At 66.9% G+C, this 24,010-nt stretch carries 28 protein-coding genes and 1 pseudogene; 13 read left to right on the forward strand and 16 right to left on the reverse strand.

The window, feature by feature from the left end:
- Window positions 1-42: 42 nt before the first annotated feature.
- From NL126_RS18075 to NL126_RS18090, 4 genes are all read right to left on the reverse strand, one after another.
- Window positions 43-501 carry a MaoC/PaaZ C-terminal domain-containing protein gene (locus tag NL126_RS18075; protein WP_255196278.1) on the reverse strand — a complete coding sequence of 153 codons (459 nt, stop codon included), beginning with the start codon at window positions 499-501 and terminating at the stop codon, window positions 43-45.
- Window positions 498-950 carry a PaaI family thioesterase gene (locus NL126_RS18080; RefSeq protein ID WP_255196279.1) on the reverse strand — a complete coding sequence of 151 codons (453 nt, stop codon included), beginning with the start codon at window positions 948-950 and terminating at the stop codon, window positions 498-500. Before NL126_RS18080 ends, NL126_RS18075 begins: the two co-directional genes overlap by 4 nt.
- Entirely contained in the window at window positions 947-2,902 is a 1,956-nt protein-coding gene (locus NL126_RS18085; RefSeq protein WP_255196280.1) for a 3-hydroxyacyl-CoA dehydrogenase/enoyl-CoA hydratase family protein, read from the reverse strand. The genes NL126_RS18080 and NL126_RS18085 overlap by 4 nt, the downstream gene beginning before the upstream one ends.
- A 91-nt stretch (window positions 2,903-2,993) precedes the next feature.
- Window positions 2,994-4,526: a long-chain-fatty-acid--CoA ligase gene (locus NL126_RS18090; protein WP_255196281.1), complete on the reverse strand. Its 1,533-nt coding sequence runs from the start codon at window positions 4,524-4,526 to the stop codon at window positions 2,994-2,996.
- A 96-nt stretch (window positions 4,527-4,622) separates the two neighbouring features.
- Between NL126_RS18090 and NL126_RS18095 the strand changes: the two genes are divergently transcribed.
- The 3 genes from NL126_RS18095 (at window position 4,623) to NL126_RS18105 (ending at window position 5,833) form a co-directional block, all read left to right on the forward strand.
- Window positions 4,623-4,907 carry a DNA-directed RNA polymerase subunit L gene (locus tag NL126_RS18095; protein WP_255196282.1) on the forward strand — a complete coding sequence of 95 codons (285 nt, stop codon included), beginning with the start codon at window positions 4,623-4,625 and terminating at the stop codon, window positions 4,905-4,907.
- A 174-nt stretch (window positions 4,908-5,081) separates the two neighbouring features.
- Window positions 5,082-5,276: a hypothetical protein gene (locus tag NL126_RS18100; RefSeq protein ID WP_255196283.1), complete on the forward strand. Its 195-nt coding sequence runs from the start codon at window positions 5,082-5,084 to the stop codon at window positions 5,274-5,276.
- Complete coding sequence (locus NL126_RS18105; RefSeq protein WP_255196284.1) at window positions 5,240-5,833, forward strand: CPBP family intramembrane glutamic endopeptidase; 594 nt, start codon at window positions 5,240-5,242, stop codon at window positions 5,831-5,833. Before NL126_RS18100 ends, NL126_RS18105 begins: the two co-directional genes overlap by 37 nt.
- A gap of 159 nt (window positions 5,834-5,992) precedes the next feature.
- Here the strand turns inward: NL126_RS18105 and NL126_RS22200 are convergent, their stop codons facing one another.
- Window positions 5,993-6,340 carry a DUF8118 domain-containing protein gene (locus tag NL126_RS22200; protein ID WP_491536952.1) on the reverse strand — a complete coding sequence of 116 codons (348 nt, stop codon included), beginning with the start codon at window positions 6,338-6,340 and terminating at the stop codon, window positions 5,993-5,995.
- Between the two features lie 456 nt (window positions 6,341-6,796).
- Here NL126_RS22200 and NL126_RS18110 point away from each other — a divergent pair, with 456 nt between their 5' ends.
- Window positions 6,797-7,558 (forward strand): cupredoxin domain-containing protein, encoded by a 762-nt coding sequence (locus NL126_RS18110; protein WP_255196285.1) that lies wholly within the window; start codon window positions 6,797-6,799, stop codon window positions 7,556-7,558.
- A 20-nt stretch (window positions 7,559-7,578) separates the two neighbouring features.
- On the opposite strand, the gene hisF is transcribed toward NL126_RS18110, so the two are convergent.
- Window positions 7,579-8,394 carry an imidazole glycerol phosphate synthase subunit HisF gene (gene hisF / locus NL126_RS18115; protein ID WP_255196286.1) on the reverse strand — a complete coding sequence of 272 codons (816 nt, stop codon included), beginning with the start codon at window positions 8,392-8,394 and terminating at the stop codon, window positions 7,579-7,581.
- Window positions 8,395-8,503: 109 nt separating this feature from the next.
- Between hisF and NL126_RS18120 the strand changes: the two genes are divergently transcribed.
- Entirely contained in the window at window positions 8,504-8,683 is a 180-nt protein-coding gene (locus tag NL126_RS18120) for a DUF7550 family protein (RefSeq protein ID WP_255196287.1), read from the forward strand.
- 11 nt (window positions 8,684-8,694) lie between these two features.
- Window positions 8,695-9,645: pseudogene (locus NL126_RS22090) on the forward strand (ornithine cyclodeaminase family protein).
- Between the two features lie 115 nt (window positions 9,646-9,760).
- On the opposite strand, the gene NL126_RS18140 reads toward NL126_RS22090, so the two are convergent.
- Together NL126_RS18140 and purL are read right to left on the reverse strand one after the other, a co-directional pair.
- A complete protein-coding gene (locus NL126_RS18140; protein ID WP_255196290.1) occupies window positions 9,761-10,207 on the reverse strand; it encodes a luciferase domain-containing protein in 447 nt (148 codons plus the stop codon).
- Between the two features lie 38 nt (window positions 10,208-10,245).
- Complete coding sequence (gene purL, locus NL126_RS18145; RefSeq protein WP_255196292.1) at window positions 10,246-12,366, reverse strand: phosphoribosylformylglycinamidine synthase subunit PurL; 2,121 nt, start codon at window positions 12,364-12,366, stop codon at window positions 10,246-10,248.
- 157 nt (window positions 12,367-12,523) lie between these two features.
- Between purL and NL126_RS18150 the strand changes: the two genes are divergently transcribed.
- Genes NL126_RS18150 through NL126_RS18160 form a run of 3 tightly spaced genes read left to right on the forward strand, consistent with a single transcriptional unit; the run spans window position 12,524 to window position 15,169 of the window.
- The gene (locus NL126_RS18150; RefSeq protein ID WP_255196293.1) at window positions 12,524-13,372 is read left to right on the forward strand and encodes a hypothetical protein; all 849 of its coding nucleotides are present in this window, start codon (window positions 12,524-12,526) and stop codon (window positions 13,370-13,372) included.
- Between the two features lie 43 nt (window positions 13,373-13,415).
- Window positions 13,416-14,099 carry a PHP domain-containing protein gene (locus tag NL126_RS18155; protein ID WP_255196294.1) on the forward strand — a complete coding sequence of 228 codons (684 nt, stop codon included), beginning with the start codon at window positions 13,416-13,418 and terminating at the stop codon, window positions 14,097-14,099.
- 2 nt (window positions 14,100-14,101) lie between these two features.
- Entirely contained in the window at window positions 14,102-15,169 is a 1,068-nt protein-coding gene (locus NL126_RS18160) for an asparagine synthase C-terminal domain-containing protein (protein WP_255196295.1), read from the forward strand.
- Here the strand turns inward: NL126_RS18160 and NL126_RS18165 are convergent.
- The 3 genes from NL126_RS18165 to NL126_RS18175 are packed head-to-tail and all read right to left on the reverse strand — an operon-like array spanning window position 15,161 to window position 16,898.
- Window positions 15,161-15,637, reverse strand: coding sequence for an NUDIX hydrolase (locus NL126_RS18165; RefSeq protein ID WP_255196296.1), 477 nt, complete (start codon window positions 15,635-15,637; stop codon window positions 15,161-15,163). The two genes, NL126_RS18160 and NL126_RS18165, sit on opposite strands and share 9 nt — an antisense overlap.
- A gap of 41 nt (window positions 15,638-15,678) precedes the next feature.
- Complete coding sequence (locus NL126_RS18170; RefSeq protein ID WP_255196297.1) at window positions 15,679-15,927, reverse strand: FmdB family zinc ribbon protein; 249 nt, start codon at window positions 15,925-15,927, stop codon at window positions 15,679-15,681.
- The gene (locus tag NL126_RS18175; RefSeq protein WP_255196298.1) at window positions 15,927-16,898 is read right to left on the reverse strand and encodes a transcription initiation factor IIB; all 972 of its coding nucleotides are present in this window, start codon (window positions 16,896-16,898) and stop codon (window positions 15,927-15,929) included. The genes NL126_RS18170 and NL126_RS18175 overlap by 1 nt, the downstream gene beginning before the upstream one ends.
- Before the next feature lie 150 nt (window positions 16,899-17,048).
- On the opposite strand from NL126_RS18175, the gene gatC reads away from it, so the two are divergent.
- The 4 genes from gatC (at window position 17,049) to NL126_RS18195 (ending at window position 19,566) form a co-directional block, all read left to right on the forward strand.
- Entirely contained in the window at window positions 17,049-17,315 is a 267-nt protein-coding gene (gatC, locus tag NL126_RS18180; RefSeq protein ID WP_255196299.1) for an Asp-tRNA(Asn)/Glu-tRNA(Gln) amidotransferase subunit GatC, read from the forward strand.
- Entirely contained in the window at window positions 17,312-18,592 is a 1,281-nt protein-coding gene (gatA, locus tag NL126_RS18185) for an Asp-tRNA(Asn)/Glu-tRNA(Gln) amidotransferase subunit GatA (protein WP_255196300.1), read from the forward strand. Before gatC ends, gatA begins: the two co-directional genes overlap by 4 nt.
- A 70-nt stretch (window positions 18,593-18,662) precedes the next feature.
- Window positions 18,663-19,253, forward strand: coding sequence for a metallophosphoesterase (locus tag NL126_RS18190; protein ID WP_255196301.1), 591 nt, complete (start codon window positions 18,663-18,665; stop codon window positions 19,251-19,253).
- 70 nt (window positions 19,254-19,323) lie between these two features.
- Window positions 19,324-19,566 carry a hypothetical protein gene (locus NL126_RS18195; RefSeq protein ID WP_255196302.1) on the forward strand — a complete coding sequence of 81 codons (243 nt, stop codon included), beginning with the start codon at window positions 19,324-19,326 and terminating at the stop codon, window positions 19,564-19,566.
- Here NL126_RS18195 and NL126_RS18200 read toward each other — a convergent pair whose 3' ends face one another.
- The 5 genes from NL126_RS18200 to NL126_RS18220 all read right to left on the reverse strand — a co-directional run bounded on the left by NL126_RS18200 (window position 19,567) and on the right by NL126_RS18220 (window position 23,996).
- Window positions 19,567-20,091 (reverse strand): MarR family transcriptional regulator, encoded by a 525-nt coding sequence (locus tag NL126_RS18200; RefSeq protein ID WP_255196303.1) that lies wholly within the window; start codon window positions 20,089-20,091, stop codon window positions 19,567-19,569. It lies immediately after the preceding gene.
- Window positions 20,088-20,987 carry an alpha/beta fold hydrolase gene (locus NL126_RS18205; RefSeq protein ID WP_255196304.1) on the reverse strand — a complete coding sequence of 300 codons (900 nt, stop codon included), beginning with the start codon at window positions 20,985-20,987 and terminating at the stop codon, window positions 20,088-20,090. Before NL126_RS18205 ends, NL126_RS18200 begins: the two co-directional genes overlap by 4 nt.
- A gap of 1 nt (window position 20,988) precedes the next feature.
- Window positions 20,989-22,128 carry an acyl-CoA dehydrogenase family protein gene (locus tag NL126_RS18210; RefSeq protein WP_255196305.1) on the reverse strand — a complete coding sequence of 380 codons (1,140 nt, stop codon included), beginning with the start codon at window positions 22,126-22,128 and terminating at the stop codon, window positions 20,989-20,991.
- 77 nt (window positions 22,129-22,205) lie between these two features.
- Window positions 22,206-23,102: a ribonucleotide-diphosphate reductase subunit beta gene (locus NL126_RS18215; RefSeq protein ID WP_255196306.1), complete on the reverse strand. Its 897-nt coding sequence runs from the start codon at window positions 23,100-23,102 to the stop codon at window positions 22,206-22,208.
- A gap of 96 nt (window positions 23,103-23,198) precedes the next feature.
- Window positions 23,199-23,996 carry an enoyl-CoA hydratase/isomerase family protein gene (locus NL126_RS18220; RefSeq protein WP_255196307.1) on the reverse strand — a complete coding sequence of 266 codons (798 nt, stop codon included), beginning with the start codon at window positions 23,994-23,996 and terminating at the stop codon, window positions 23,199-23,201.
- Window positions 23,997-24,010 lie beyond the last annotated feature (14 nt).

A 24,010-nucleotide genomic window follows, 5' to 3' on the forward strand; every position in this document is an offset into this window, starting at 1 on the left:
GACGACTGCGGCGGCTCGGGCGAAAAGGGTGGCGTTGTGGTTTCAGTGCACGAGCGACAGCATCGAACAGGAGATAGCTGTCGACCCGTCCTGTTTCTTGATCTCGACGTCGTACTTGATGGTTCCCGTGCCCATCGCGCTGTCCGTCTCGCGCTTCTCGACGACTTCGAGTTCGACGTGGATGCGGTCGCCCATGAACACGGGTCCGCGGAAGCGAACCTCGTCCATGCCGTAGAAGGCGATGACGGCCTCGCGCTCCTCGGGCGTGCGGTTCTGCCACAGCAATCCCGTCGCCGCCGAGAGGACGAGCATCCCGTGGGCGATGCGTTCGCCGAACATCGACTCGGCCATCGCTTCCTCGTCGAGGTGGAGGTGGTTGAAGTCGCCCGACACGCCCGCGAAGTTCACCACGTCCGCCTCCGTGATTGTGCGACCGCCGGTAACCGTGGTGTCGCCGACCTCGATGTCGTGGAACACCCCCACGTCGGATTCGTCGCTCATTCCGTCTCACCTCCGAACTCCCGGTCGCGGAACAGCCGGTAGCTGGTGCCGCCGGTCGCAACGACCTTCCGCTCGCCGTCGTGGACACTTGTCACCTCGCACTCGGTGGTGCCCATCGACGAGCCGGCACGGACGACTTCGGCCTCGACGCGGATGTCGTTCGTCGCCGGCCGGACGTACCGGACGTTGAGATCGGTCGTCGTGAGCGCGGCCTGCGCCGGGTCGTCGAACGTCGACCGGAGCGCGAACCCCGACGCCGTGTCGATGACCGTCGCCGTGATTCCCCCGTGGACCGTCCCCGACCCGAGGTTCGCGAGCTTCTCGTCGAACGGCATCGTGAACACCGTCCGCCCCGGCTCTGCGACCTCGATGTCGAGGTCGAGCCACTGGAACAGCCCGTGTTCGCGCAGGCCGGCAGCGATCTGGTCGACCACCTCGCCGGAGCTCATTTGCCCTCGAACTCGGGGTCGCGCTTCTCCATGAACGCCGACGCACCCTCCATCATGTCGTCCGTCGAGAGCAGGATGCCGAACGCCTGGGACTCCAGTTCGAGCCCCGCGGAGAGGTCCTGGTCGCGGCCCTCGTTCATCACCTTCTTCGCCTTCTCGAGTGCGATGGGCGCACCGTAGACGAGGTCGTCGAGGAACTCCTCGACCGTCTCGTCGAACTCGTCGTCGGGGACGGCGCGGTTGATGAGCCCCCAGTCCTCGGCAGTTTCGGCGTCGATGCGGTTGCCGCGGAACACGAGTTCCTTCGCGCGAGCGTCCGTGAGCATCCGCATCGCACGCTGGGTGCCGCCACCACCCGGAATCAGGCCGAGGTCGATTTCGGGGAAGCCGAACTCCGAGTCCTCGGTGGCGATACGCAGGTCGCACGCGAGTGCGAGTTCGTGCCCGCCGCCGAGACAGAACCCGTCGATTTTCGCGAGCGTGGGCCGCGGGTACTTCGCCACCGTGTCGAAGAGTTCGGTCACCTCGACCTCGTGGGGCTGGATGCCCGCGAAGCCGGTGATGTCCGCGCCCGCGGAGAACGCACGGTCGCCCGTCCCCTCGAAGGTGACACAGCGCACGTCGTCTTTGGGCGTGGTGTCCAACAGGTGGACGACCTCGTCCATCAGGTCCTGGTTGAGCGCGTTGAGCCGCTCGGGGCGGTCCAGTTCGATTTCGAGCAGTCCGTCCTCGGAGAGCTCGTAGTTGATCGTCGAGTAGTGGCGTTCACCCGAGTCACCACCGTAGTCGTAGAACCCCTCGCCCGCGTCCTCGCCGGTCTTCCCGTCTTCGACGAGGGAGACGAGGTAGTCGGACGGTTCGTAGCGCTCGTCACCGTACTCGTCGTAGAGTTCGTTCAGTTTGTCGAGGACGGTGTCGAGTCCGAGCTTGTCCGCGCGGCGGCAGGGGCCCTCGGGGAAGCCCGCGCCGAGGCGCATCCCGGTGTCGATGGCCTCCGCGGTGGCGACGTCGTTCCCGATGAGCTTGGCGGCCTCGTTGACGATGCGCGCCTCGATACGGAGCGTATCGACGTCCTCTCCCTGGCCGGCCTCGTAGGTCGTCCCGTCGCCGTCCTCGTACTCGTAGTAGCCCGTCCCGGTCTTCTGGCCCAGCTCGTCGTTGTCGACCTTCTCCTGTACGATGGGCGGGATGGGTTTGCCGGCCTCCTTGCGGACGTGGTAGCCGATGTCGATGCCGGTCAGATCCGACAGCTCGAACGGTCCCATCGGGTAGCCACGCCGGTGGACCATCGCGGCGTCGATCTCCTCGACGGTCGCGACCCCCTCGCTGGCCATCCACGCGGCCTCGTCGCCGAACGGCCCGAGCACGCTGTTGACGACGAAGCCGTTGACGTCCTTCCGGACGTAGATGGGCGTCTTGCCGATGGACTCGACGAACTCGTAGGTCGTCTCGGCGGTCTCGTCGCTCGTCTCCTCCCCGTAGATGACCTCGACGAGGTCCATCTTGACCGGTGGATTGAAGAAGTGCATTCCGACGACCTGCTCGGGTCGGTCGGTCGCCGTGGCGATTTCCGTGATGGAGAGCGAGGAGGTGTTCGACGCGAGGATGGCGTCCTCGTGGGTGAACGCGTCGAGGTCCGAGAAGATGTCCTTCTTCAGCGCCATCTTCTCGGGGGCGGCCTCGACGACGAGGTCGGCGTTCTCGACGGCGGTCTCGAGGTCGACCTCGGTGTCGATGCGGCTCATGACCTCCGCGGGGTCCTGGTCGACGAGCCCCTTCTCGGTGAGCTTCTCGACGGACCACTCGATGTTGCCGTACCCCTCGTCCACGAGGTCCTGCTCGATGTCGCGCATCGTGACGTGATAGCCGGCGAGTGCGACGACTTCGGTGATTCCGTGCCCCATACTGCCCGCGCCGAGCACGGTGACGCGCTCGATATCGTCGACGTTCATACGGGGCCAACTGACGGTGGGACCGCCTTAACTCCACCGCCAGTCTTTAGCGATGTTAGCGAGAGACCCGAAAACGACTATCGCTGTAAATCTACGACTCACGGAGTTTGAACTTCTGGACCTTCCCGCTGGGGTTCTTGGGGAGCTCCTCGACGAAGTGGTACTCGCGGGGACGTTTGAAGTCCGCGAGGTCGTCGCCGTCTTTCAGGAACGCGTCGAGCTCCTCGGCGGTGGTATCGCCCACGACGTACGCGACGACGGCCTCACCCCACTCCGCGTGTGGCTCGCCGACGACGGCCGCCTCGGTCACGTCCGGGTGGGTGAACAACACGTCCTCGACCTCCGTGGGATAGATGTTCTCCCCGCCGGAGATGATCATGTCGTCCTTCCGGTCGACGACGTAGAGGTAGCCGTCCTCGTCGCGGTAGCCCAGATCGCCCGTGTAGTACCACTCCTTGCCGTCGGCTTCTCTGAGGGACTCGGCGGTGGCCTCGGGCCGGTTCCAGTACTCGCGCATCGTACACGGCCCGGCGAAGAGGATTTCGCCGATGTCGCCCTGCTCGACCGTCTGGTCTGGCGCGGCGTCGGGTTCGACGATTCGCAGTTGGTGATTGAGCGCCGGCAGCCCGGCCGACCCCTGTTTCGGCCGCTGTTCTTCGGGCTGCTGGAACGTGCCGCAGGGCCCGATTTCGGTCATGCCGTACGCCTGTACGTAGTCGTCACAGAGCTGCTCCATGCAGTTGTCGAGCACCTCGCCGGGCATCGGCGCGGCCCCGTACAGCCCCAGCCGAAGCGAGGAGACGTCGAAGTCGGCCTCGGCCTGTGTGAGCGCCAGCGCGTTCCACGCCGTCGGTGCTGCGAACATCAGATTCACGCCGTGCTCCTCGATGGCCGAGAGCACGTCGACCGGGTCGAACTCGTGGACGACGACGTTGGTGGCCCCGAGCTGGATGCGCGGGAACAGCGCGGCCTGTAGTTCCGCGCAGTGATAGAGCGGGAGTGCCGAAAGCCCCACGTCGTCGCGCCGGTAGCCACCTTCGGCGATGCAGATGAGGTTGTGCTCCATCATGTCGCGGTGTTCGTGGACGACGCCTTTCGGTCGGCCCGTCGTCCCCGAGGTGTAGATGAACGCGTAGGCGTCGTCCTCTGCGACCTCTGTGGCCGGGCGGTCGGGGCTCCCCGACGCGAGGAGGTCGTAGAAGTCCACCTCGTCCTCGGCTGCGTCGTCGATGCTCACGAACGTCTCGACCGTGTCGAGGTTCTCGCGGGCGCCCTCGACCGCCAGCCGGGTGGCCTCCTCGAAGACGAGGAGTTTGGACTCGGCGTCGTCGAGGATGAACTCCACCTCGCTGGCCTTCAGCCGGAAGTTCAGCGGATTGAACACCGCACCGAGTTTCGCACAGGCGAACACCGTGAGGATGATTTCGCTCCCGTTGAACAGCAGCGTCGAGACGCGGTCGCCGTGTTCGACGCCCCTCTCGGACAGCTGGTTCGCCAGTCGGTTCGCCTTCTCGTCGAACTCGGCGTACGTCCACCGCTGGTCGCGCTCGGGGTAGACGAGCGCGTCCTTGTTCGGGAACTTGTCCGCGGACGATTCCAGGGTGTCCCGCAAGGTTGGCTGCATGGTACACGACAACGGTCGGCATACCATAGTCGTTCGCCCTCCTCTGGCGTCTCCCGTTCGTAAGGTTCTTGCCCGCGTTGGGGCTACGATGAGGTAATGGACCTACGCGTCATCGAGAACGAGGAGACCGAACTCTCCATCGAGATCGCCGGCGAGGACCACACGTTCATGAACGTCCTCAAGGGCGCACTCCTCGAGACGGAGGGCGTCGCCGCCGCGACCTACGACATGAACCCCGAACAGTCCGGTGGGCAGACGGACCCCATCCTCACTATCAAGACCGAGGCGGGAACCGCCCCGCTCGACGCCCTCCAATCGGCAGCGAAGAACGTGAAGGACAAGACGACTGCGTTCCGCGACGCGTTCCAGTCGGCTGCGTAAACCCACCGCTTTTTCGCCCCGCCCCGCATCTCGCGGGTCGATGAACCCCGTCCGCGAGTCCGTCGACCGCAGCCCGTTGCCAACCGTCAGGGCGTGGGTCGCCATGCTCACCATCAGTGGGCTGTGGTCGCCTGGCGCGAGCTCGGTGCCGGAGAGCTGACGTGGTGGCCCCTGGTGGCAGGCGGCGTCCCGCTCGTCTTCATGGCCGCGAGCCTCGTCGGCGACGTGCTCGCGGAGCTCCGCGTCTACTTCGCCGTCCTCGTGGGCATTGTTCCGTTCACCGAACTCGTCGGGGTCGTCCGCGGGACTCAACCGTGGCAGGAACTCGTCGCATGGGGACCTGGGCCGTCTCGACCGGCGGGTGGATGACCCTCCGCCTCCTCGTCGCGGTGGCTGTTCTCGCCGGCTCGCTCGCCGTCGGTCGGTCGCGCCGGGACCTGTTTCTGGTGGTGGGCGACCTCGGGGCGACCATGCGACCGACGCGGCTCCCGGGGCTGATGGAGCCTGAATCGTGGCGGACCGTCGGTCGGAACCTCGGCGTAATCATCACGCTCGTCACCGGCCTCGTGCTCGTTCTCGGGAACAATGTGCCGATGCCGGGTGCCGAAGACCTCTGGCTCGTCCCGGTCGTCCTGACGTTCGCTGCGATGAACGCCTTCACTGAGGAGTTCCTGTTCCGGGGTGCGTTGATTCCACAGCTCTCGGGCACCCTCGGCACGTACCACGCCGTGTATCTGACCACCGTGCTGTTCGGGCTGGATCACTTCTACGGGACACCGTCGGGTCTCCTCGGCGTCGTGTTGGCAGGGTTTCTCGGTTGGTTTCTCGGCAAGAGTATGGTCGAAACGGGCGGGTTCACCTACGCGTTTCTCGTTCACTTCGCACAGGACGTCCTCATCTTCGGGACGATGGCGCTCGTGGCTTAGTCCGCCGGGGCGAACCCGTGGTCGGGACAGAAGCCGCGACTGCGGTCGACGCGTATCAGGTCCTCGCTGCACTCCGGGCACGGCGCCGGCGCTTCCGCGCTGGTGGAGGCCCCCATCGCCGCGTACACCTCCTTCCAGCCGCTGCTTGGAGTGTTACCGTCAGTCGGCACAGCGCGGACACCTCCGAACGAGCGAAGCGAGTGAGGAGTGTCCGCGCCCGCGGTCCGCACTCTCTGACCTCCGCGTGGACGAGTCGTTGGAGTGTCCCCGGTCCGCACTCTCCGGCCGCCGAGCCGTGTCGTCGCCATCTGCCCTCCGAGCATCGTCGACAGGCCCGCCGCGCCCGTCGAAACCGCCCTGCGGGCGGCCGTGTCGCCAGGCTCGGTTCCCGAGGCGCGTCAGTTCGAGGCCACACGACTCACACCGCCAGTAGTAGTGGTCGAGTCGGCCGTACTGGTCCAGGGCCGGATGTGGCCCCGTCATCCGTGGGAGAGCTGGTGTTGTCATGGGTTGCTCTCGCTCCAGAGAACGCGCGCCGAAGCCCGACGGTCTCGTACTCCATCCAGGTCTCCGGGTGCGTTCTCGGGGAGACACCAGACCTTCGGTTCGGACACCCAAAAGGGGGTGGCTAGTGTGGAGTGAAAGTGAAACTGCTCGAGCGAGCCACGACCGCTGAACCGGTCGAAGATGAGGTACTGGCCAGTTACGTTCACTTTCACTCGATTCCCTGTCGGCAGCGGGACCGTTCCCGCAGATTACTGTGTGCCCAGACCGGGCTCGTGCGTGGCAATCAGGTGTACCGTTCTGCCGGGAAACGTCATCCAACTACGAGCGCACCCGCAACCGCCCCGGCGGGAATCATAATAATTAAATAGTAACTATACTGGTTCCGGGAGAATCTCTTCTTCGACCCGTCCCGCCTGCGATTGGCGCAGCAGGTCGGTGACACAGAGGTGAACAATCGTGACAAATACCACTGCAATCGACGAACTGGAGCTCACAGACGACGAGCTACTCGAGGTACTGAAGAACCACGGACTGAGTCGCCGTGTCCTGATGAAGGTGTTCGGGGTCGGAGCTGTTGCCTCGGCGTTTGCCGGGTCAGCGGCGGCGCACTCTGACCGCGACCGGCGCATCGATATGGTGTACGGCGCGCCGTACGAGGCCAGCGAGACCGTCCCGTCGGGGCTCGTGGACCACGAGGTACTGCTCCACATCCACGAGGATGAAGAAGAAGGTGGTACCCACGCTGACTTCCCGCTCGAAGAGGGAGAGGACGGTGAATTGGTCGAGGTCCCTGCCGAGTTCTTCTTCGATCCGGTCGGGCTCCACGTGCGGGCTGGCGACGTCGTGAACTTCCACACCCACAACGGCTTACACACGGCGACGTCGATCCACTCGAAGTTCAACGAGGAGCCGTTCCTCGAGTTCCCCGACCGCGTGCCGACGGCCAACGGGTTCACGTCGCCCCCGATGGTGGACGGCGACTCGTGGCTGTACCGCTTTTCGACCGCGGGCATCTACGACGTCATGTGCCTCCCGCACTACGGCCTGGGCATGGTCGTTCGGCTCGTGGTGACCGACGGAAACGGCCCAGTCCCGGAGGACCCGTACGACTCCGCGCTGGTTCCACCTAACGTCGCCACCGTGTTCGGCGCGCCGGAGATGACACCCGAGAACATCGTGGACGAGGGGTCGGTGGCCTGGGAGGACCTGACGCTCTAACGCGTCTCCCTCTGGCCCCGCTATAGCCGAACCGGCACGCCACGCTCATCGAGATACCGCTTGACTTCGTCGATGCCGAACTCGTCGAAGTGGAAGATGGACGCCGCGAGCCCCGCGTCGGCGCCGGCTTCGGTGAACACCTCGTACATGTCCTCCGGGCCGCCACAGCCCGAGGAGGCGATGACCGGCGTCGAGACGGCGTCACAGACCGCCTTCGTGAGCGGGATGTCGTAGCCGTCCTTCGTCCCGTCGGCGTCGATGGAGTTGACGAACAGTTCGCCCGCGCCCCGGTTCTCGGCCTCGTTCGCCCACTCGATGACGTCGAGGTCGGTGCCCTCGCGGCCGCCCTTCACCGTACACTCGAACCAGCAGGACTCGCCCTCGACCTCGACGTAATGTTCGCCCTGCTCGTCGAAGCGACGGCGAGCGTCGACCGAGATGACGATACACTGCGAGCCGAACGCGCGTGCCCCCTCGTCGATGAGTTCGGGCCGGGCGATGGCACCGGAGTTGATAGAGACTTTGTCCGCCCCCGCGCGGAGGGTCTGTTTGATGTCGTCGCGGGTGCGGATGCCGCCCCCGACGGTGAGCGGGATGAACACCTCGTCGGCGACTTCGCCAACCATATCGAGCATCGTCGCGCGGCCGTCCGCGCTCGCCGTGATGTCGAGGAAGACGAACTCGTCGGCGCCCGCCTCGTTGTACTTCTTGGCCATCTCCACCGGGTCGCCCGTGTACTCCAGGTCCTCGAAGTTGACCCCGGTGTAGACCGCGGGGTTCCCGTCGTCGTCGAGGTCGACGTCGATACAGGGGATGATCCGCTTCGTGAGCGTCATTCGATACGCGACGATTGGCGAAGGCGAGGTTTCACGGTTTCGACCTCGGCGGTGCGACGCCCCCGTCGAGACCGACACGGCAAAGTGCCCGCTCTCGGTAGTGGCGCGTATGACCGCGGACGACCACGCAGACGACGAAGCCGAGGAACACGCACACGAGAGCGAGTACGTCACCGAGCGCGAGACGGCCCCACAGTCCGATTACACGAGCCGCGACGTCGCCGTCGGGTTCGTCGTCGCGCTCGTCGGGATGGCCGTCGTCTTCGGCGTCCCGCTCCTCCTCGCGTAGCACCACGCACGATGCGCGTCCTCCCCGACACCGTCGTCGCCGACCTCCTCTCGCTCGACGACCTGCTGCCCGTCGTGGAGGACGCCTTCTGCCGGCAGGGTCGCGGTGCCGTCGAACGCCCCGAGCGACCGCACTTTCCGGTCGGCACCGATACAGATGGACAGCACCCCGCAGGGGCGGGCCTGACGATGCCGGCGTACCTCCACGACGACGACCACTACGCCACGAAACTGGTGTCGGTCCACGAGGCGAACCTACCCGACCGTGCAGGCAGCGGTCGTCGTCACCGACGCCCGAAACGGCGACCCGCTCGCACTCGTCGCTGGTGAGCGCGTGACCAACGCCCGGACGGGCTGTATCGGGAGACTCGCGGCCCGCGACCTCGCTGCGGGCTCGGGCCCCGTGACGCTCGGTGTCGTCGGCGCCGGCACGCAGGCGCGCTGGCAGACCCGGGCCATCGACGCGGCTCGTGGTGTCAGCGAAGCCCGCATCTTCTCTCCCAGCGACTCGCGCGAGGCGTGTGCAGCGAACCTCCACGAGGACGGTATCGATGCACGGGCCGACTCGGGTGCGAGGCCGTCACGGACGCCGACGTGGTGGTCACGGCGACGACGGCTCGCGACCAGGTGTTCCCGGGCGACGCGCTCGCCGACGGCGTGCTCGTCGTCGCCGTCGGTGTCTACACCCCCGATATGCAGGAACTCGACCCCGCGGTGTTCGACGGCGCACGAGTGTTCGCGGACGTTCCCGAGGAAGCCGTCGAGACCGGCGACCTGCTCGCCGCGAACGTCGACGACCCGATCCCGCTCTCCGAGGTGTTCGAGGGCCGCGCCGGTCGCGAGTCCGCGAGCGACCGAATCGTCGTGGCGAGCGTCGGGTCGGCGGTGCTCGACGCCGCGACCGCAGGCCTGCTCTACGAGCGAGCCGTCGAAGCCGACGCTGGACAGGTCGTCGAGTTCTGATGCGGAGCGACACGCAACAAGGACGTGGTGTTCGAGGCGGTGAAGGCGGCGGCCGAAGACGACATCAACGCGTAGGCGTCGACTCCCTGGGAAGCCCCGGCTCGAGTGAGTCGGGCTACGCCGTTGCCCGTCGCTCGAACGCGGCCAGTATCGGCTCCGGAAGGTCCATTTCCGCGATTTCGACGTCGACGTCGACCGCCGCGAGTTCTTCGGCGCCTGCCGGCGTCTTCTTCACGGCCGCGACGTGGTAGAGGTACGAGAGCCGGAGGAGCCACTCGGCGTGTGCGAAGTCGTCCGGCGACTCGATGTAGTAGGTGGTCCAGCCGGACTCCGTGAGTAGGTGGTGGATCCCCGTCTCGCCAGCCTCGACGAGCGTGTCGCGGAGCGGCCGGAAGTAGGCGATGTCCAGCATCCCCCACTCGTGGACGTGGCCGATCTCCCGGGGACCGACCCGGAACTCCGTCCCGCCGAACCGGTGGTCGCCGACGGTCACGCCCTCCCAGGTTTCGACGGTGTCGATGAGTCGCTCGACGGTCGCCCGAATCGCCTCTCTGGACGTCATACCAACCAGATACGCGACGCGAGGAGAAAAGTCGGCGCTCAGTCGAGTTCGCGTTCGATGGTCGCGCGGGCCGCGGCGATGTCAGCAGCGGCGTACTCGATGGTCGTCCCATCGACCGACACCGAGAGCACCCCCGAGTCGTCGGTCGTCCCGAGTTCCGTGACCGGCGCCGTGTCGCCGACGAGTTCCCGGACCGCATCGGGATTCGTCGTCTCGACGACCGCCCGGCCGACGGCCTCCGAGAACAGCAACTCTTCGGTGAGGGCGTCGCCGTCGAGGCTGACCGAGACGCCAGCGTCGTCGGTGACCATCTCGGCGAGGGTGACGGCGAGCCCACCGTGCGAGACGTCGTGGACCGCGCTCGTGGCGTCGTCGTTGGCGACCGCCGCGATGGCCTCGACGAGCGCACCTGGCTCGTCGGGGAGCGTCGGGAACGCGTCCGACCCGCCGAACGATGCGAGGTACTGCGAGCCGCCGAGCGCACCCGAGGGCGTGCCGACGAGCAGGAGCGTGGCGTCGCCCTCGACGCCGGAGCCGGGTGCGTCGTAGCCGTCCTTCACGCCAGCGACGGCGAGCGTCGGCGTCGGGGGGACCGGCCCCGCCACGGAGTCGTTGTAGAGCGAGACGTTGCCGCCCACGACCGGCGTGTCGAGGTCGCGACACATATCCGCGAGGCCGTCGACGATGCCCCGGAAGCCGCCGTAGACGGCTGGCTTTTCGGGGTTGCCGCCGTTGAGACAGTCGACCGCGGCGAGGGGGGTCGCGCCCACGGCCGCGAGGTTCGTCACGTTCTCCAGCGCGACCGCGCGAGCGCCGTCGTACGGCGCGGCGGTCGTCCAGTTGGGGTCGGCGCCCGCGGAGAAGGCGAGCCCCTGGCCGGTCTCACGGATGGCGAGGAGTGCCGCGTCGTCGCCGGGGCGAAGCGAGGTGCGGACGCCGACCTCGTGGTCGTACTGTCGGTAGACCCACCGCTTGGAGGCGGTGTTGGGGTGTGCGAGCAGCGTCTCGAACGCCTCAACGGGGTCGACGTCGGGGAGGTCGCGCGTCTGTGCGGACGGCTCCTCGTGATCGAGGTCGTTCATCGGCGCACCCTCCGCGAGGTACTCGGCTTCGACGTCGACCACAGTCTCGCCCTCGAACGTGCAGACGTACCGCGACTCGGTCACCTCGCCGATGACCGAGCAGCCGAGGTCGTACTTCTCGGCGATCGCCTTCACCCGCTCGACGTTCTCCGGGCGCACCTCGTAGCACATCCGCTCCTGCGACTCGGCGAGGAGGATCTCGAGGGCGTTCATGTTCGGCTCGCGCTGGTGGACGCGCTCGAGTTCGATGTGCGCGCCGAGGTCGCCCTTCGCGATCATCTCGGAGGAGGCTCCACCGAGGCCGGCGGCCCCGAGGTCGCGAGCCGACTCGACGAGGTCGCCGTCGACGAGTTCCTCGTTCGCCTCGATGAGGAGTTTCTCGGCGTAGGGGTCGCCGACCTGCACGGCGGGCCGGTCCTCGGTCTCGGCATCCTCCGCGAGGTCCTCGCTGGCGAAGGAGGCGCCGCCGAGGCCGTCCCGGCCCGTCGCGTTCCCGAGGAGGACGAGCTCGTTGCCGACTTCCTGGACCGCGGCGGTGACGAGTCGCTCGGCGTCGAGGAGACCGATGCAGGCGACGTTGACGAGCGGGTTCCCCTCGTAGTCCTCGTGGAAGGCGACCGACCCCGTCACGGTCGGGACGCCGATGCAGTTGCCGTAGTGGGAGATGCCCTCGACGACGCCGTCGAGGAGGTACTGTGAGTGCTCGCGGTCGAACTCGCCGAAGTAGAGCGAGTCGGCGAGTGCGATGGGGTACGCGCCCATGCTCAGCGTGTCGCGGACGATGCCGCCCACCCCGGTCGCGGCGCCGTCGAACGGGTCGACGTACGACGGGTGGTTGTGGCTCTCGACACCCATCGTGATGTACGTGTTCTCGTCGAGCGCGACGACGGCGGCGTCGTCACCGGGGCCGATGACGACCTGCTCACCCTCGCTGTCGAACGCCGACAGCAGCGGGCGCGAGGAACGGTACGCGCAGTGTTCGCTCCAGAGGTTCTCGAACAGTGCCTCCTCCGCGGGGGTCGGGTCGCGACCCAGCTCGGCGACCACGAGCTGGCGGTCCGACGGCGACAGAGTCATTCATCTGTTTGCTACCTTCGGTGCGATAAATCGCTTTTCATGTGCACGTTCGTGGATTGGTCGTGGCCGTGGACGCCAGCGAGCGTGGCAGGCGAGGAGGACGTTGGCCGGCGTGACGTGGGTGGGCACTTTTGCCAGTCGAGCCAGTAACGACCGTGTGCGCTCCGTCCTCCTCGTCGCGGTAGTGGTGCTCGCGGGCTGTAGTGGCCTCGGTGGCGTCGGTGGCCTCGACGCTGACTCCGGAGGGGAGACGCCGACGCTCACGCCAGTCCCGGTTGTCGAACCGACGCCGCGCGACACACCGGAAAGCACAGGCGAAACGACACTCTCGCCGGGTATCGACATCCACGGGGTGCAGGACCCGTTCGCGGTCGCAGCGACGCATACGACTGGTCTCTCGAACCGATCGTTCCGGTTCGTCGACGTGCTGACGGTCCGCGATACGGCGGGAGACCTCCAGTACCGAACCGTCAGGACCGCGGCGGTCGGAACGGAGCGGTTCACGCTCTCCCGGACGGTGCGGTTGGCCCCGAACGCCTCCGTCACCCAGCCGGCGGGGAGGTTCGACCTGTACTCCGACGGCGACCGGTTCGTGGCGCGGTTCAGCGACGCGAACGAGACCTCGTACGCGGAGGCGTCGGGCGACGAGTACGTCCGTCAGCGCGAACTCTACAACCCCCCACCGTACCAGGGGCGACTGTTCGCAGTGTTCGCGGTGCCCGAGGAGTGGCGCGTCGGGCGACCGGGGTGGAAAGCGGCCCCCGAGTCGCTACAACTCATCGGCTACGCCAACGAGACGCGGCCCGGACCGCTGGGGCCGGGCGCGACCGCCCGAAACCTCACCGTCGCCGCGTTCGTCACGGACGGCGTCGTCACCACGTGGACGGTCCAGTACGACACGCTCGTCGACGGCGAACCGGTCGCTGTCCTCCAGAGCGTTCGCTACACGGATATCGGCCAGACCACCGTCAGTCGCCCGCCGTGGTACGACGACGCGGCGGAATGAGCGAATCGGGGCCCTTTTCTCTCCCCCGCCGCTATCACGACTCGTGCTGCAGGCCGAGCTCCACTGCCACTCCTCGCTCTCCTACGACGGGCGTGACCCCGTCGACCTGTTGCTCGGTCAGGCGAAAGCCGTCGGGCTCGACGCACTCGCCGTGACTGACCACGACGAGATCGACGCCTCCATCACCGCGGCGAAACGCGCACCGGACTACGGTCTCATCGGTATCCCCGGGATGGAGGTGACGAGTGAGGCCGGCCACGTCCTCGCGCTCGGTATCGAGGAACTCGTTCCGCCGGGGTTACCGTTCGACGAGACCCTCGACCGCATCCGCGCACAGGGCGGTATCGCGGTCATCCCCCACCCGTTCCAGAAGTCTCGCCACGGCGTCGCCGCCCACATCACGAGCAAGCAACTCGCGGGTGCCGACGCCATCGAGGTGTACAACTCCCGGCTGCTGACGGGCCGGTCGAACCGCCGAGCCGAGCGGTTCGCCGCTGCCCACAACTGCCCGATGACGGCCGGGAGCGACGCCCACATCGCGGAGATGGTCGGGCAGGCCGTCACCGAGATCGACGCCGAGGAGCCGAGTGTCGACGCCATCCTCGACGCTGTCCGCGACGGCCGCACGTCGGTCATGGGCAAGCGGACGCCGTGGCGCATCAGCTTCCGCCAGTTCGGCGGGGGCGTCCTCCGCCGGGTGAAACGCGCGCTGCTGTACCCGTTCTGACCGTGCGCGGTGCTGCTCCCGAGTTCGTTCGCGACGCCATCGACCGCGACGACCCCTTGCCAGGGAGCTACGGCTTCGCGGGCGAACTCGACGACAGAGTCGTCCGCGACGTGCTCGGCCGCGAACTCGTCTACACCGAGCGCGACGACCCGACGGTGTGGAGCCACGACCCAGACGCGCTCGACGCACCGTCGCTCGTCCCAGCGGGCCACGCCCGGGGTTCGAAGGGGGACGAGCGCCTCTGGACGCTCCCAGACCCCGCGCCAGTCAATGACCACGCGGAAGCCGTCGCGGCCGTCCGGTCGGCGCTCGTGGCGGCTGTCGACGGTGCCATCGACGACGAGACGCCGGTCGCGTTCTCCGGGGGCGTCGACTCCGCCGCGGTCGCGGGTCGCCACGACGGTCCGCTGTACGTCGCGGGGTTCGAGGGGTGTCACGACGTCGCCGCCGCGGAGTCAGCGGCCGACGCGATGGACCGACCTGTCGAGATGGTCGAGATAACCCACGACGACCTCCGGCGCGCCACCCCTGAGGTCGCCCGCGCCATCGGCCGCTCGAACGCGATGGACGTCGCCATCGCCCTGCCCCTCTTTCTCGTCGCCGAGCGGGTCGCCGCCGATGGGTACGATAGGCTCGCAGTGGGACAGGGCGCCGACGAACTGTTCGGCGGCTACGCGAAGGTCGCGAACTACGACGACGACCGCCGGGTCGACGCCGCGTCGGTGCGGGAAGCGCGCCGCGACACCGTCCTGACGCTCCCGGGCCAGCTGGAGCGTGACCTCCGGGCGCTCCGCGCGGCGGGCGTCGAACCGGTCGCCCCCCTCCTGCACGACGACGTGGTCGACGCGGCGTTACAGCTCCCCGACGCCCTGCTCGTCGACGGAGACGAGCGAAAGGTCGCGCTCCGCCGCGCGGCCGACTTCCTGCCCGAGACGGTCAGTGAGCGTGACAAGAAGGCCGTCCAGTACGGCACGTACGTCTCCCGGGAACTCGACCGGCTCGCGCGACAGAACGGCTTCAAGCGTCGGATGGGCGACCATGTCTCGAAGTACGTCGACTCGTTACTTTGAAACCGTCTCGATAGCTCGCTTCCCGACCTCCACGACGTCCGTCGGCAGTTCGCCGGCACGCGCGTCGAGTTCCTCGGCGGTGAACCACTCCCAGACCTCCGGGTGGGCCTCGTCGTCGCCGGCCGGGTCGACCTCGCGAGTGTCGGCTTGCCCGTAGAACACGAAGTCGACGTGCTGGTGACCGACCTGGCCGCTCTCGTGGACGTTGATGTCTTCGAGCAGGAAGTGCTGGGGCTCGGGAATAGACCGGGCGGCGTCACTCTCGATGGTTCCGTGAGGGGCGACGAGGTCCACCTCCAGCCCGGTCTCCTCGTGGCACTCGCGGAGCGCGGCCTCGTGCGGGAGTTCGTCGCGGTCGATGTGTCCCCCCGGCGGGAGCCACATGCCCAGGCGGTCGTGTTCGTGTAGCAACGTTGCGCCGTCACAGACGGGGTAGACCGTCGCGACGAAGTGGCGAGTCGTCTCCATACCGGTGGCTCACAGGGACGCTGTATCAGGGTTTCCACTCCTCACTGCACGTCCGAGAGGTCGACGATGCCCTCGCGCATCGCCACGAGTAGCTTGTGGCTCTCCGAGAGGTCGGCCCAGTTGTCGGGCCGGGCGTCCTCCGGGACCTGCTCGACCTTCGCGAGCAGGTCCGCGCGGACGTAGTGGTCGAACCCGCAGTCGTTCTCGCAGTTGCGGACGATAGAGGGGACGCGGTAGTTCCGCTGGACGGTGTTCCCGCAGTCTGGACAGACGTAGTCGTAGGTCGCCATCAGGCCGCGATACCGTCGTCTGCCTCCAGCAGCTCGTGGTAGCGGTTGCGGATGGTGACCTCGGAGATGTTCGCCACCTCGCTCACCTCGCTCTGGGTGACCTTCTCGTTCGTCAGGAGGGAGGCGGCGTAGACGGCAGCCGCAGCGAGCCCCACGGGCGACTTCCCGGAGTGGATGCCCTTCTCCTTCGCGCTCTTCAGCAGCTGTCGGGCGCGACGTTCGGCCTCGTCGGAGAGGTCGAGGTCGCTGGCGAACCGCGGCACGTAGCTCTCGGGGTCGGCGGGCTGGATTTCGAGGTTCAGCTCGCGGACGACGTAGCGGTAGGTGCGGGCGATCTCGTCCTTGTCGACGCGGCTGACGCTCGTGATTTCGTCGAGCGACCGGGGCGTGCCGGCCTGCCGGGCCGCGGCGTACAGCGACGCGGTGGCGACGCCTTCGATGCTGCGGCCAGGCAGGAGGTTCTCGTCGAGCGCGCGGCGGTAGATGACACTCGCGGTCTCACGGACGTTCTCCGGGAGGCCGAGCGCCGACGCCATCCGGTCGATTTCCCCGAGCGCCTGCTTCAGGTTCCGCTCCTTGGAGTCGCGCGTGCGGAACCGCTCGTTCCAGGTTCGCAGGCGCTGCATCTTCTGGCGCTGTTTCGAGCTCAGGGAGTTGCCGTAGGCGTCCTTGTCCTGCCAGCCGATGTTGGTCGACAGCCCCTTGTCGTGCATCATGTTCGTCGTCGGGGCGCCCACACGAGATTTCTCGTCCTTCTCGGCGGCGTCGAACGCACGCCACTCGGGGCCGCGGTCGATGTTGTCCTCCTCGATGACGAGGCCACACTCCGAACACACCGTCTCGCCGTGTTCGGTGTCGGTCGCGAGCTTGCCGCCACACTCGGGGCAGACGAGTTCGTCGCTCTCCTCCTCCTGCGTCTCGGACTCCGTATCCTGGTCGCGCTGGAAGCGTCTGACGTTTGTGTCTGACATAGTACTGGTCGCGGGGTACCGCAGCAGAACCGCTCTCTACTCTTTTGTTGGGTCCAAGCCGACTTAAAATCTGGGGCCGCTTGCGGGCGCTTTCGCCGGATTCCGCCGCGTATCCGAAACCCTTAGTGCCGGCGCGGGGCTTGCGCCGGTATGGTTGACCACGAGGAGGTCGAACACGTCGCGTCGCTGGCGCGGGTCCACCTCGCCGACGACGAGATCGAGCGGTTCGCCGCCCAGTTCGACGACATCCTCGGGTACTTCGACGCGCTCGACGAGGTACCCGAAGTCGAACGTGAGGCGGATCTCGCGAACGTGTTCCGTCCGGACGAGGTTCGCGAGGGGCTGACACAGGCGGAGGCGCTCCAGAACGCGCCCGAATCCGAGGACGGCTACTTCAAGGGGCCGAAGGTGTCATGAGCACGGACGACGACCTCAACGCCTTCATCACTCGCGAGGAGATCCAGGCGACCGACGACGGCCCGCTCTCGGGCCTCACCGTCGCGGTCAAGGACAACATCTCCACCGAGGGCGTCCGGACGACCTGTGGGTCGAACATGCTCGCGGACTACGTCCCGCCGTACGACGCCACGGTCGTGACTCGACTCAAGGAAGCGGGCGCCACTATCGTCGGGAAGGCGAACATGGACGAGTTCGGGATGGGCACCACGACCGAGACGTCGGCGTTCGGGCCCACGCGCAACCCCGTCGACACCGACCGGGTTCCCGGAGGGTCGTCGGGTGGCTCAGCAGCCGCCGTCGCCGCCGGCGAGGCCGACCTCGCGCTCGGGACGGACACGGGCGGGTCGGTCCGCTGTCCCGCCGCGTTCTGTGGCGTCGTGGGGATCAAGCCCACCTACGGGCTCGTCTCCCGCTACGGTCTGGTCGCGTACGCCAACTCGCTCGAACAGATCGGCCCCATCGCACCCAGCGTCGAGGAAGCCGCCGAACTGCTGGACGTCATCGCGGGTCCCGACCCGAACGACGGGACGACCCGAGAGGAGGGTGCCGACAGCGACTACGCGAATGCCGCCGACGGCGACGTCGAGGGCCTCTCCATCGGCGTTCCCACCGAACTCGTCGAGGGGGCCGACGAGGGTGTCAAAGCCGCGTTCGACGCGGCGCTCGACGAACTCGAAGCACAGGGCGCCGAGTACCACGAGGTGTCGCTTCCGTCCGTCGAGACCGCGGTACAGGCGTACTACGTCATCGCGATGGGGGAGGCGTCCTCGAACCTCGCGCGGTTCGACGGCGTCCGCTACGGGGTTTCGGGCGGCTACGAGGGCAACTGGAACGAGTCGTTCGCCAACGCTCGCGAGGAAGGGTTCGGTGAGGAGGTCAAGCGGCGCGTCCTCCTCGGCACCTACGCGCTCTCGGCTGGCTACCACGACAAGTACTACAAGAAGGCACAGGACGCCCGTGCCTGGGTGAAACAGGACTTCGACGAGGCGTTCGAGTCCGTGGACGTTATCGCGTCCCCGACGATGCCCACGCCGCCGTTCAAACTCGGTGAGAGCCTCGACGACCCGCTGCAGATGTACCTCGCGGACGCGAACACCGTCCCCGTGAACCTCGCGAACCTCCCGGCCATCTCCGTGCCCGCCGGCGAAACCGACGAGGGGCCGGTTGGCCTCCAGCTCGTCGGCCCGGCGTTCGGCGAGGAGACCATCGTCCGCGCCGCGTCGGCGCTGGAGTAATCGCGGCATACCGTGACACGGCCGGGTAACGCTCTTGTCTCCCCTCCCCGACGTCCAGGCGGGGTTCCCGATGACGCGCTATCTGATCTCCGATCACCACTTCGACCACAACAACATCATCGAGTACTGCGACCGGCCGTTCACGTCCGTGGGACAGATGCACGACACGATGCTCTCTCGGTTCCACGAAGTCGTCGACCCTGGTGACACGCTCTACCACCTGGGGGACGTCGCGATGGCGATGCGTGACCCCGCGTTGACCGGCGAGTGGCTCTCCCGACTCTCCGAGTCGGCAGTTCTCGTCCGTGGGAACCACGACGCCGCCCTCGACCCCGAGTCGGTCGACTACCCCGTCGTGCAGGCGTGCGTACTCGAGACCGAGGACCGTCGGTTCTACTGCACTCACCGCCCGGAACACACACCCGGGTGGTGGGACGGCTGGGTCCTCCACGGCCACCACCACAACAACCACCCCGAGGAGTTCCCACTCGTCCGGACCGACACGAAGCGAGTCAACGTCGGTGCCGAACTGCTCGACTACCGGCCAGCGAGCTTGCCCGCGATCGACCGGCTGCTGGACGCGTGTGAGCGACAGGGCCGGCGGCTGGTCCGTGACCGTTCAGCGGCCGAGGCGGTTCTCGCAGACGCCCAGGCCGAGTGACCGCTGCCGGTACCCAACCGAGCAGTATATTCGACAAATATTCATTATAGTTGCTGACGTACTCAGTAGTATGCCCCTCGCTATCAATCACCACATCTGGAAGCGTCCGACGGTGGAGCACGCCACGTGCGGGCTAGCGGGGACGTTCATCACCATCGCAGTGCTGTATCTCGGGTTCGCGTTCTTCGTCAGCGTGTTCTCGACGCTCGGCGTGCTGTCGACGACAGCGCTCGTGCTCGTGACCGTGTTCTGGTGGGTGGTCTGGTGGCTCGGCCTGGAGATGCTGTTCGACCGGGCGGTCGCCAGCTCCTGATCAGTCGTCGTCCTCGTGGAGCGTCGCCAGTATCTCGGGGTCCGTTCGGAACTTCATCACGTTGTGGACGACGCTGTTCCGGATGTTCGCGATGACGCCGCCGTGTCGCTTGTAGCAGTCGTGAATCCACCGCGACTGCGCGGTCGCATCGCGGAACATCATCACCGACTTCCACTGGTACTCCCCGTCGGAGAGGAAGTAGAACAGCGTGTTTGGCGAGTCACGGATGTACTCCATCGCGGGCCGCCAGCCGTCGGCGAAGTTCTGGGTGTTGAACTTGAACTCGAACATCGCGAACCGGAAGTACTCCTCGTTCGGGATGACCGCCTCGCGGAACACCCCCTGTTCGCGCATGCCACGGATGGACTCGCTCACCGTGACGTGTGACACCTGAATGTCGTACTTCTCGTCCAGTAGTTGCGCCAGATCTCTCGAAGACAGCTGGGGGTCGCGCGACAGCTCGCGCAGCACCAGCACGTCTCGTTCTTTGAACTTCCAGTCGGGTGCGTCGTCCGTCTCTCTCATGTATGTCTGTGTTCGTTGTCAGCCAGGAACGCAGCTAGTCGTTCACGGTACGTCTCCGCACGGTCCTCGACGACCCAGTGGAACGCCTCGTCGAGGGGGTCGAGGTCGCCGCCCAGTTCGGCGGCCAGCCGCTCGCCGTACGCGATGGGCTGCATCGCGTCGTTCTCCGCCCACAGGCAGAGCAGCGGGCAGTCGATCGCCGCGTAGTCGATTTCGATCGTGTGGTTCGTGTTTGTCGACACCGCGGCTCTCGCGAGAGCACGCTTGCCACCCTCGCGAAGCCACGGGTACTTCATCCCCGCGACGAACTCGGAGTCGGCCTCGCCGTAGGCACCGTCGGCGAAGGCGAAGTCGAGTTTGGCCTCGAGTTCGTCGTCCGCCATCTCGGCCGTCTTCGGGAGCCCGAGGTCCGTGATGAACTCGACGGGCCACGAGTCGTAGCAGACGACGTTCGAGCAGACCAGCGACGCCACCCGGTCGGGATTGTGCGCGGCGAACCGGAGTGCCACCCCGCCGCCGATGTCGTGGGCGACGAGGTGGACCGAGTCGAGGCCGAGGTGGTCGAGCAGGCCATCGAGGGCCTGCTCCTGTGCCCGGATCGAGCGGTCGAACCCCTCCGCCATCGAGGAGTTGCCGTAGCCGACCATGTCCGGCACGATGGTCCGATAATCCGATTCGAGATGTGGGGCGACGCCCCGCCAGAGGAACCCCCACGTCGGGATGCCGTGGAGGAAGACGACGGGCGGTCCACTGTCCTCGTCTCGCGGGTCACTGTGTTCCCCGCTCGACCGTGCCGCGGCTAGCGCCGCGCTGTCCCGATAGGCCATCTCGACCTCGTGGCCGTCGACCGAGACCGTCGTGATCTCCTGGTCGGCCGCCCACTGTTCGTAGTTCATGTCACAGCAGGCGGTCCGCGATGATGTTCTTCTGGATCTCCGAGGTCCCCTCGTAGATCTTCGTGATGCGGGCGTCGCGGTAGAACCGCTCTGCGGGGTGGTCGGTGACGTAGCCCGCCCCACCGTGAACCTGGAGCCCCTCGTCGGCGACGTCGACCGACATCTCGCTGCAGAAGTACTTCGCCATCGACGCCAGGCGGACGGCCTCGTCGTCTTTGTCCTCCGCGACGTGACTCGCCGCGCGATAGACGAGCGAGCGCCCGGCTTCGACCTGCGTCGCCATGTCGGCGAGCTTGTGGCGGATGGCCTGGAACTCGCCGATCTTCTGGTCGAACTGCTCGCGCTCGTTGGCGTAGTCGACGGCGGCGTCGAGCGCCCCCTGTGCGGCGCCGACTGCCTGGGCGGCGACGCTGGTGCGCCCCGAGGCGAAGAAGTCCATCAACTGGTAGAACCCCTTGTTCTCCTCGCCGATGACGTTCGCTTCCGGGATGCGTACGTCGGAGAGCGTGATTTCCGCGAGGTCCGAGGCACGAATCCCCAGCTTGTTGTCGATCTTCGTCGGCGAGAACCCGTCCGTGTCGGTCGGCACGAGGAACGCGGTGATGCCACGGTGGCCCGCGCCGGGGTCGGTCTTCGCCATCACGACCGCGACGTCGGCGATGGTGCCGTTCGTGATCCACATCTTGGTGCCGTTGATGACCCAGTCGTCGCCGTCCTTCTCCGCGCGGGTCTCCATCCCCGCGACGTTCGACCCGTGTGCTGGTTCGGAGATGCACGAACACGAGGCCGAATCCCCGCTGGCGATACGCGGGAGCCACTCCTCTTTCATCCACTCGTCGCCGTACTCCAGGATCATCGAGGAGCCGAACCCAGCACTCCCGATGGCCGAGCCGATGCCGGGGTCCGCACGCCACAGCTCCTCGGTGACGATGATGCGCGAGAGCGGGTCCATGCCCGCGCCGCCGTACTCCTCGGGGATGTGCGGCGCGACGAAGTCGAGTTCCGCGGCCTGCCGCCGGAGCGACTCCGGATACTCCTTGCTCTCGTCGTGCTCACGGGCGACGGGCCGCATCTCCTTCTCGCCGAACTCCCTGACCGCTTGCCGCACGGCGTCGTGCTCCGCCGTGAGTCGGAATGACATAGGGGGTACTGCGCGTTACGGTGTAAAATAAGCATCGGCGTCAGCTGAACGCCGTTAAGAAATCGGCCGAATTTTCCTCAGTCCGACTCCAGCTGCGTGAGCGTCTCCACGTCGGGGATGTCGTCGGTCGCGCTGGTGATCTGTTTCATCCGCTGGGTGTGCTTGCCGGCGGCGTACGCCGTCAGGTCGTCCGGGCCGGGACCGTGGATCTCCTGGTCGTCGTCCTCGGTGTAGGAAGCCGTCGTGATGCCGTTGACGAGTGGGAGGAGTTCGCCGACGGTGTCGTGGAGCACCTGCGGGTCGACGTTCTCCTCGCGGATGAGTTCCTTCAGCTTCAACATCCCGAAGCCGACGTGGCGCCCCTCGTCACGACGGATGAGGTCGAGTCCAGCACAGAGCCCGTCGAGGTTCGGGGCGTCGGGCGTCCGGTCACTGTACGTCGTCTGCAGGCCGTAGTACGCCGTCTGCGCGAGGATGCCCTCGATGGTGAGGTGATAGTGGCAGAGCGCCTCCGCGCGTGTCTCGGGCGTGTCATCGGTCAGGAGGCGGTGCATCGCCGTCTCCATCCGCGCGAACAGCTCGTTGTAGTCGGGGTCGAACCAGCCCTCGTCGTGTGGGGAAGAGCGGTCGAGCCCGCGACGGTCCTCCGCCTCGTGGATGACCTCCCGCCAGTAGCGGTCGAAGAACTCGTTGTGTTTCGCCTCCTCGTACAGCTGGGTCGTGATGAACATCTCGTCTTCCGGGACGTCGAGGACCACTGCGAGCGGCGCGAGGTCCTCGGTGACCGCCTCCTCGCCGGCCCCGAACTTCGCGATGGCCGCCCGGAACCCGTCGAACTGGTCGTCGTCGAGTTCGAGCAGCCCCTCGACGTCGTCCGAGAGGTCGATGTCGGCGGGGTCCCAGTGGCGCTCGACTGCGTTGCGGTAGTACCGGAACGAGCGGCTGTCGCGCTCCAGTCGCAGTTGTCGACTCATGGTAACGTGTGACAACGCCGTTCGGGTATAAACGTTCCCCGCCCGATGCTCGGCTCCTTATACCGGCCCGTCGATGCCCGTCCCTCTGTCGGGTTATTACTCGCCGTCGAACTCGGGGGCACGACCCTCCATGAACGCGGAGGCTCCCTCCTGGTGGTCGTGGGTCTCGAAGACGGCCGCCTGTCCCATCGCCTCGTTGTCCTGCGCTTGCTTGAGCGTCGAGGTGAACCCCTGATTGATGAGGTTCTTGGAGGTTCGGAGCGCGACGGAGGGGCCGGTCGCGAGCTGGTCGACGAAGGCGTCGGCCTCCTCGTCGAACTCGCCCTGGTCGTACACGTGGTTGAACAGCCCGAGGTCCGACGCGCGGTCGGCGTCCACGCGCTCGCCCGTGAACACGAGCTCCTTCGCGACGTTCTCGCCGACGATGCGCGGGAGGAGATAGGAGGTGCCGGTGTCGACGGCGAGCCCGACCTGCCGGAACCCGAAGGAGATCTCCGCCGAGTCGCTCGCGAGCAGGACGTCGCAGGCGATAGCGAGGTTGCCACCCGCGCCGTAGGCGACGCCGTCGATCTTCGCGACCGTCGGCAGATGGAACTCGTAGAGTCGGCGGACCGCCCGCGAGGTCTCGTGCTGGATGCGTTCGACGACCTCGTGGAGGTCGACGGCGCCGGACATCCGCTCCATCATCGCGTTGATGTCGCCGCCGGCACAGAACGTCCCTTCGCTCCCGGTGACGACGAGACACCGCACGTCGTCGCGCGCCTCCAGCTCGTCGACCGTGTCGACGATGGCGGCCGACATCTCCGAAGTGAGCGCGTTGTAGTTGTCCGGCCGGTTCAGCGTGAGGGTGGCGACGCCGTCCGCCACGTCGAGGACGACAGGGTCGTTGCTCATGGTACGTCCGTGCC

The sequence above is a fragment of the Halorarius litoreus genome (assembly GCF_024362405.1).
Classification (GTDB): Archaea; Halobacteriota; Halobacteria; order Halobacteriales; family Haloarculaceae; genus Halorarius; species Halorarius litoreus.

Bases quoted from the DNA above. Each gene is read 5' to 3' on its own strand.
- NL126_RS18075 (WP_255196278.1), bottom strand. From the start codon at position 501: ATGAGCGACGAATCCGACGTGGGGGTGTTCCACGACATCGAGGTCGGC.
- NL126_RS18080 (WP_255196279.1), bottom strand. From the start codon at position 950: ATGAGCTCCGGCGAGGTGGTCGACCAGATCGCTGCCGGCCTGCGCGAA.
- NL126_RS18085 (WP_255196280.1), bottom strand. From the start codon at position 2,902: ATGAACGTCGACGATATCGAGCGCGTCACCGTGCTCGGCGCGGGCAGT.
- NL126_RS18090 (WP_255196281.1), bottom strand. From the start codon at position 4,526: ATGCAGCCAACCTTGCGGGACACCCTGGAATCGTCCGCGGACAAGTTC.
- NL126_RS18095 (WP_255196282.1), top strand. From the start codon at position 4,623: ATGGACCTACGCGTCATCGAGAACGAGGAGACCGAACTCTCCATCGAG.
- NL126_RS18105 (WP_255196284.1), top strand. From the start codon at position 5,240: ATGGGGACCTGGGCCGTCTCGACCGGCGGGTGGATGACCCTCCGCCTC.
- NL126_RS22200 (WP_491536952.1), bottom strand. From the start codon at position 6,340: ATGACAACACCAGCTCTCCCACGGATGACGGGGCCACATCCGGCCCTG.
- hisF (WP_255196286.1), bottom strand. From the start codon at position 8,394: ATGACGCTCACGAAGCGGATCATCCCCTGTATCGACGTCGACCTCGAC.
- NL126_RS18120 (WP_255196287.1), top strand. From the start codon at position 8,504: ATGACCGCGGACGACCACGCAGACGACGAAGCCGAGGAACACGCACAC.
- NL126_RS18140 (WP_255196290.1), bottom strand. From the start codon at position 10,207: ATGACGTCCAGAGAGGCGATTCGGGCGACCGTCGAGCGACTCATCGAC.
- purL (WP_255196292.1), bottom strand. From the start codon at position 12,366: ATGACTCTGTCGCCGTCGGACCGCCAGCTCGTGGTCGCCGAGCTGGGT.
- NL126_RS18165 (WP_255196296.1), bottom strand. From the start codon at position 15,637: ATGGAGACGACTCGCCACTTCGTCGCGACGGTCTACCCCGTCTGTGAC.
- NL126_RS18170 (WP_255196297.1), bottom strand. From the start codon at position 15,927: ATGGCGACCTACGACTACGTCTGTCCAGACTGCGGGAACACCGTCCAG.
- NL126_RS18175 (WP_255196298.1), bottom strand. From the start codon at position 16,898: ATGTCAGACACAAACGTCAGACGCTTCCAGCGCGACCAGGATACGGAG.
- gatC (WP_255196299.1), top strand. From the start codon at position 17,049: ATGGTTGACCACGAGGAGGTCGAACACGTCGCGTCGCTGGCGCGGGTC.
- gatA (WP_255196300.1), top strand. From the start codon at position 17,312: ATGAGCACGGACGACGACCTCAACGCCTTCATCACTCGCGAGGAGATC.
- NL126_RS18190 (WP_255196301.1), top strand. From the start codon at position 18,663: ATGACGCGCTATCTGATCTCCGATCACCACTTCGACCACAACAACATC.
- NL126_RS18195 (WP_255196302.1), top strand. From the start codon at position 19,324: ATGCCCCTCGCTATCAATCACCACATCTGGAAGCGTCCGACGGTGGAG.
- NL126_RS18200 (WP_255196303.1), bottom strand. From the start codon at position 20,091: ATGAGAGAGACGGACGACGCACCCGACTGGAAGTTCAAAGAACGAGAC.
- NL126_RS18205 (WP_255196304.1), bottom strand. From the start codon at position 20,987: ATGAACTACGAACAGTGGGCGGCCGACCAGGAGATCACGACGGTCTCG.
- NL126_RS18210 (WP_255196305.1), bottom strand. From the start codon at position 22,128: ATGTCATTCCGACTCACGGCGGAGCACGACGCCGTGCGGCAAGCGGTC.
- NL126_RS18215 (WP_255196306.1), bottom strand. From the start codon at position 23,102: ATGAGTCGACAACTGCGACTGGAGCGCGACAGCCGCTCGTTCCGGTAC.
- NL126_RS18220 (WP_255196307.1), bottom strand. From the start codon at position 23,996: ATGAGCAACGACCCTGTCGTCCTCGACGTGGCGGACGGCGTCGCCACC.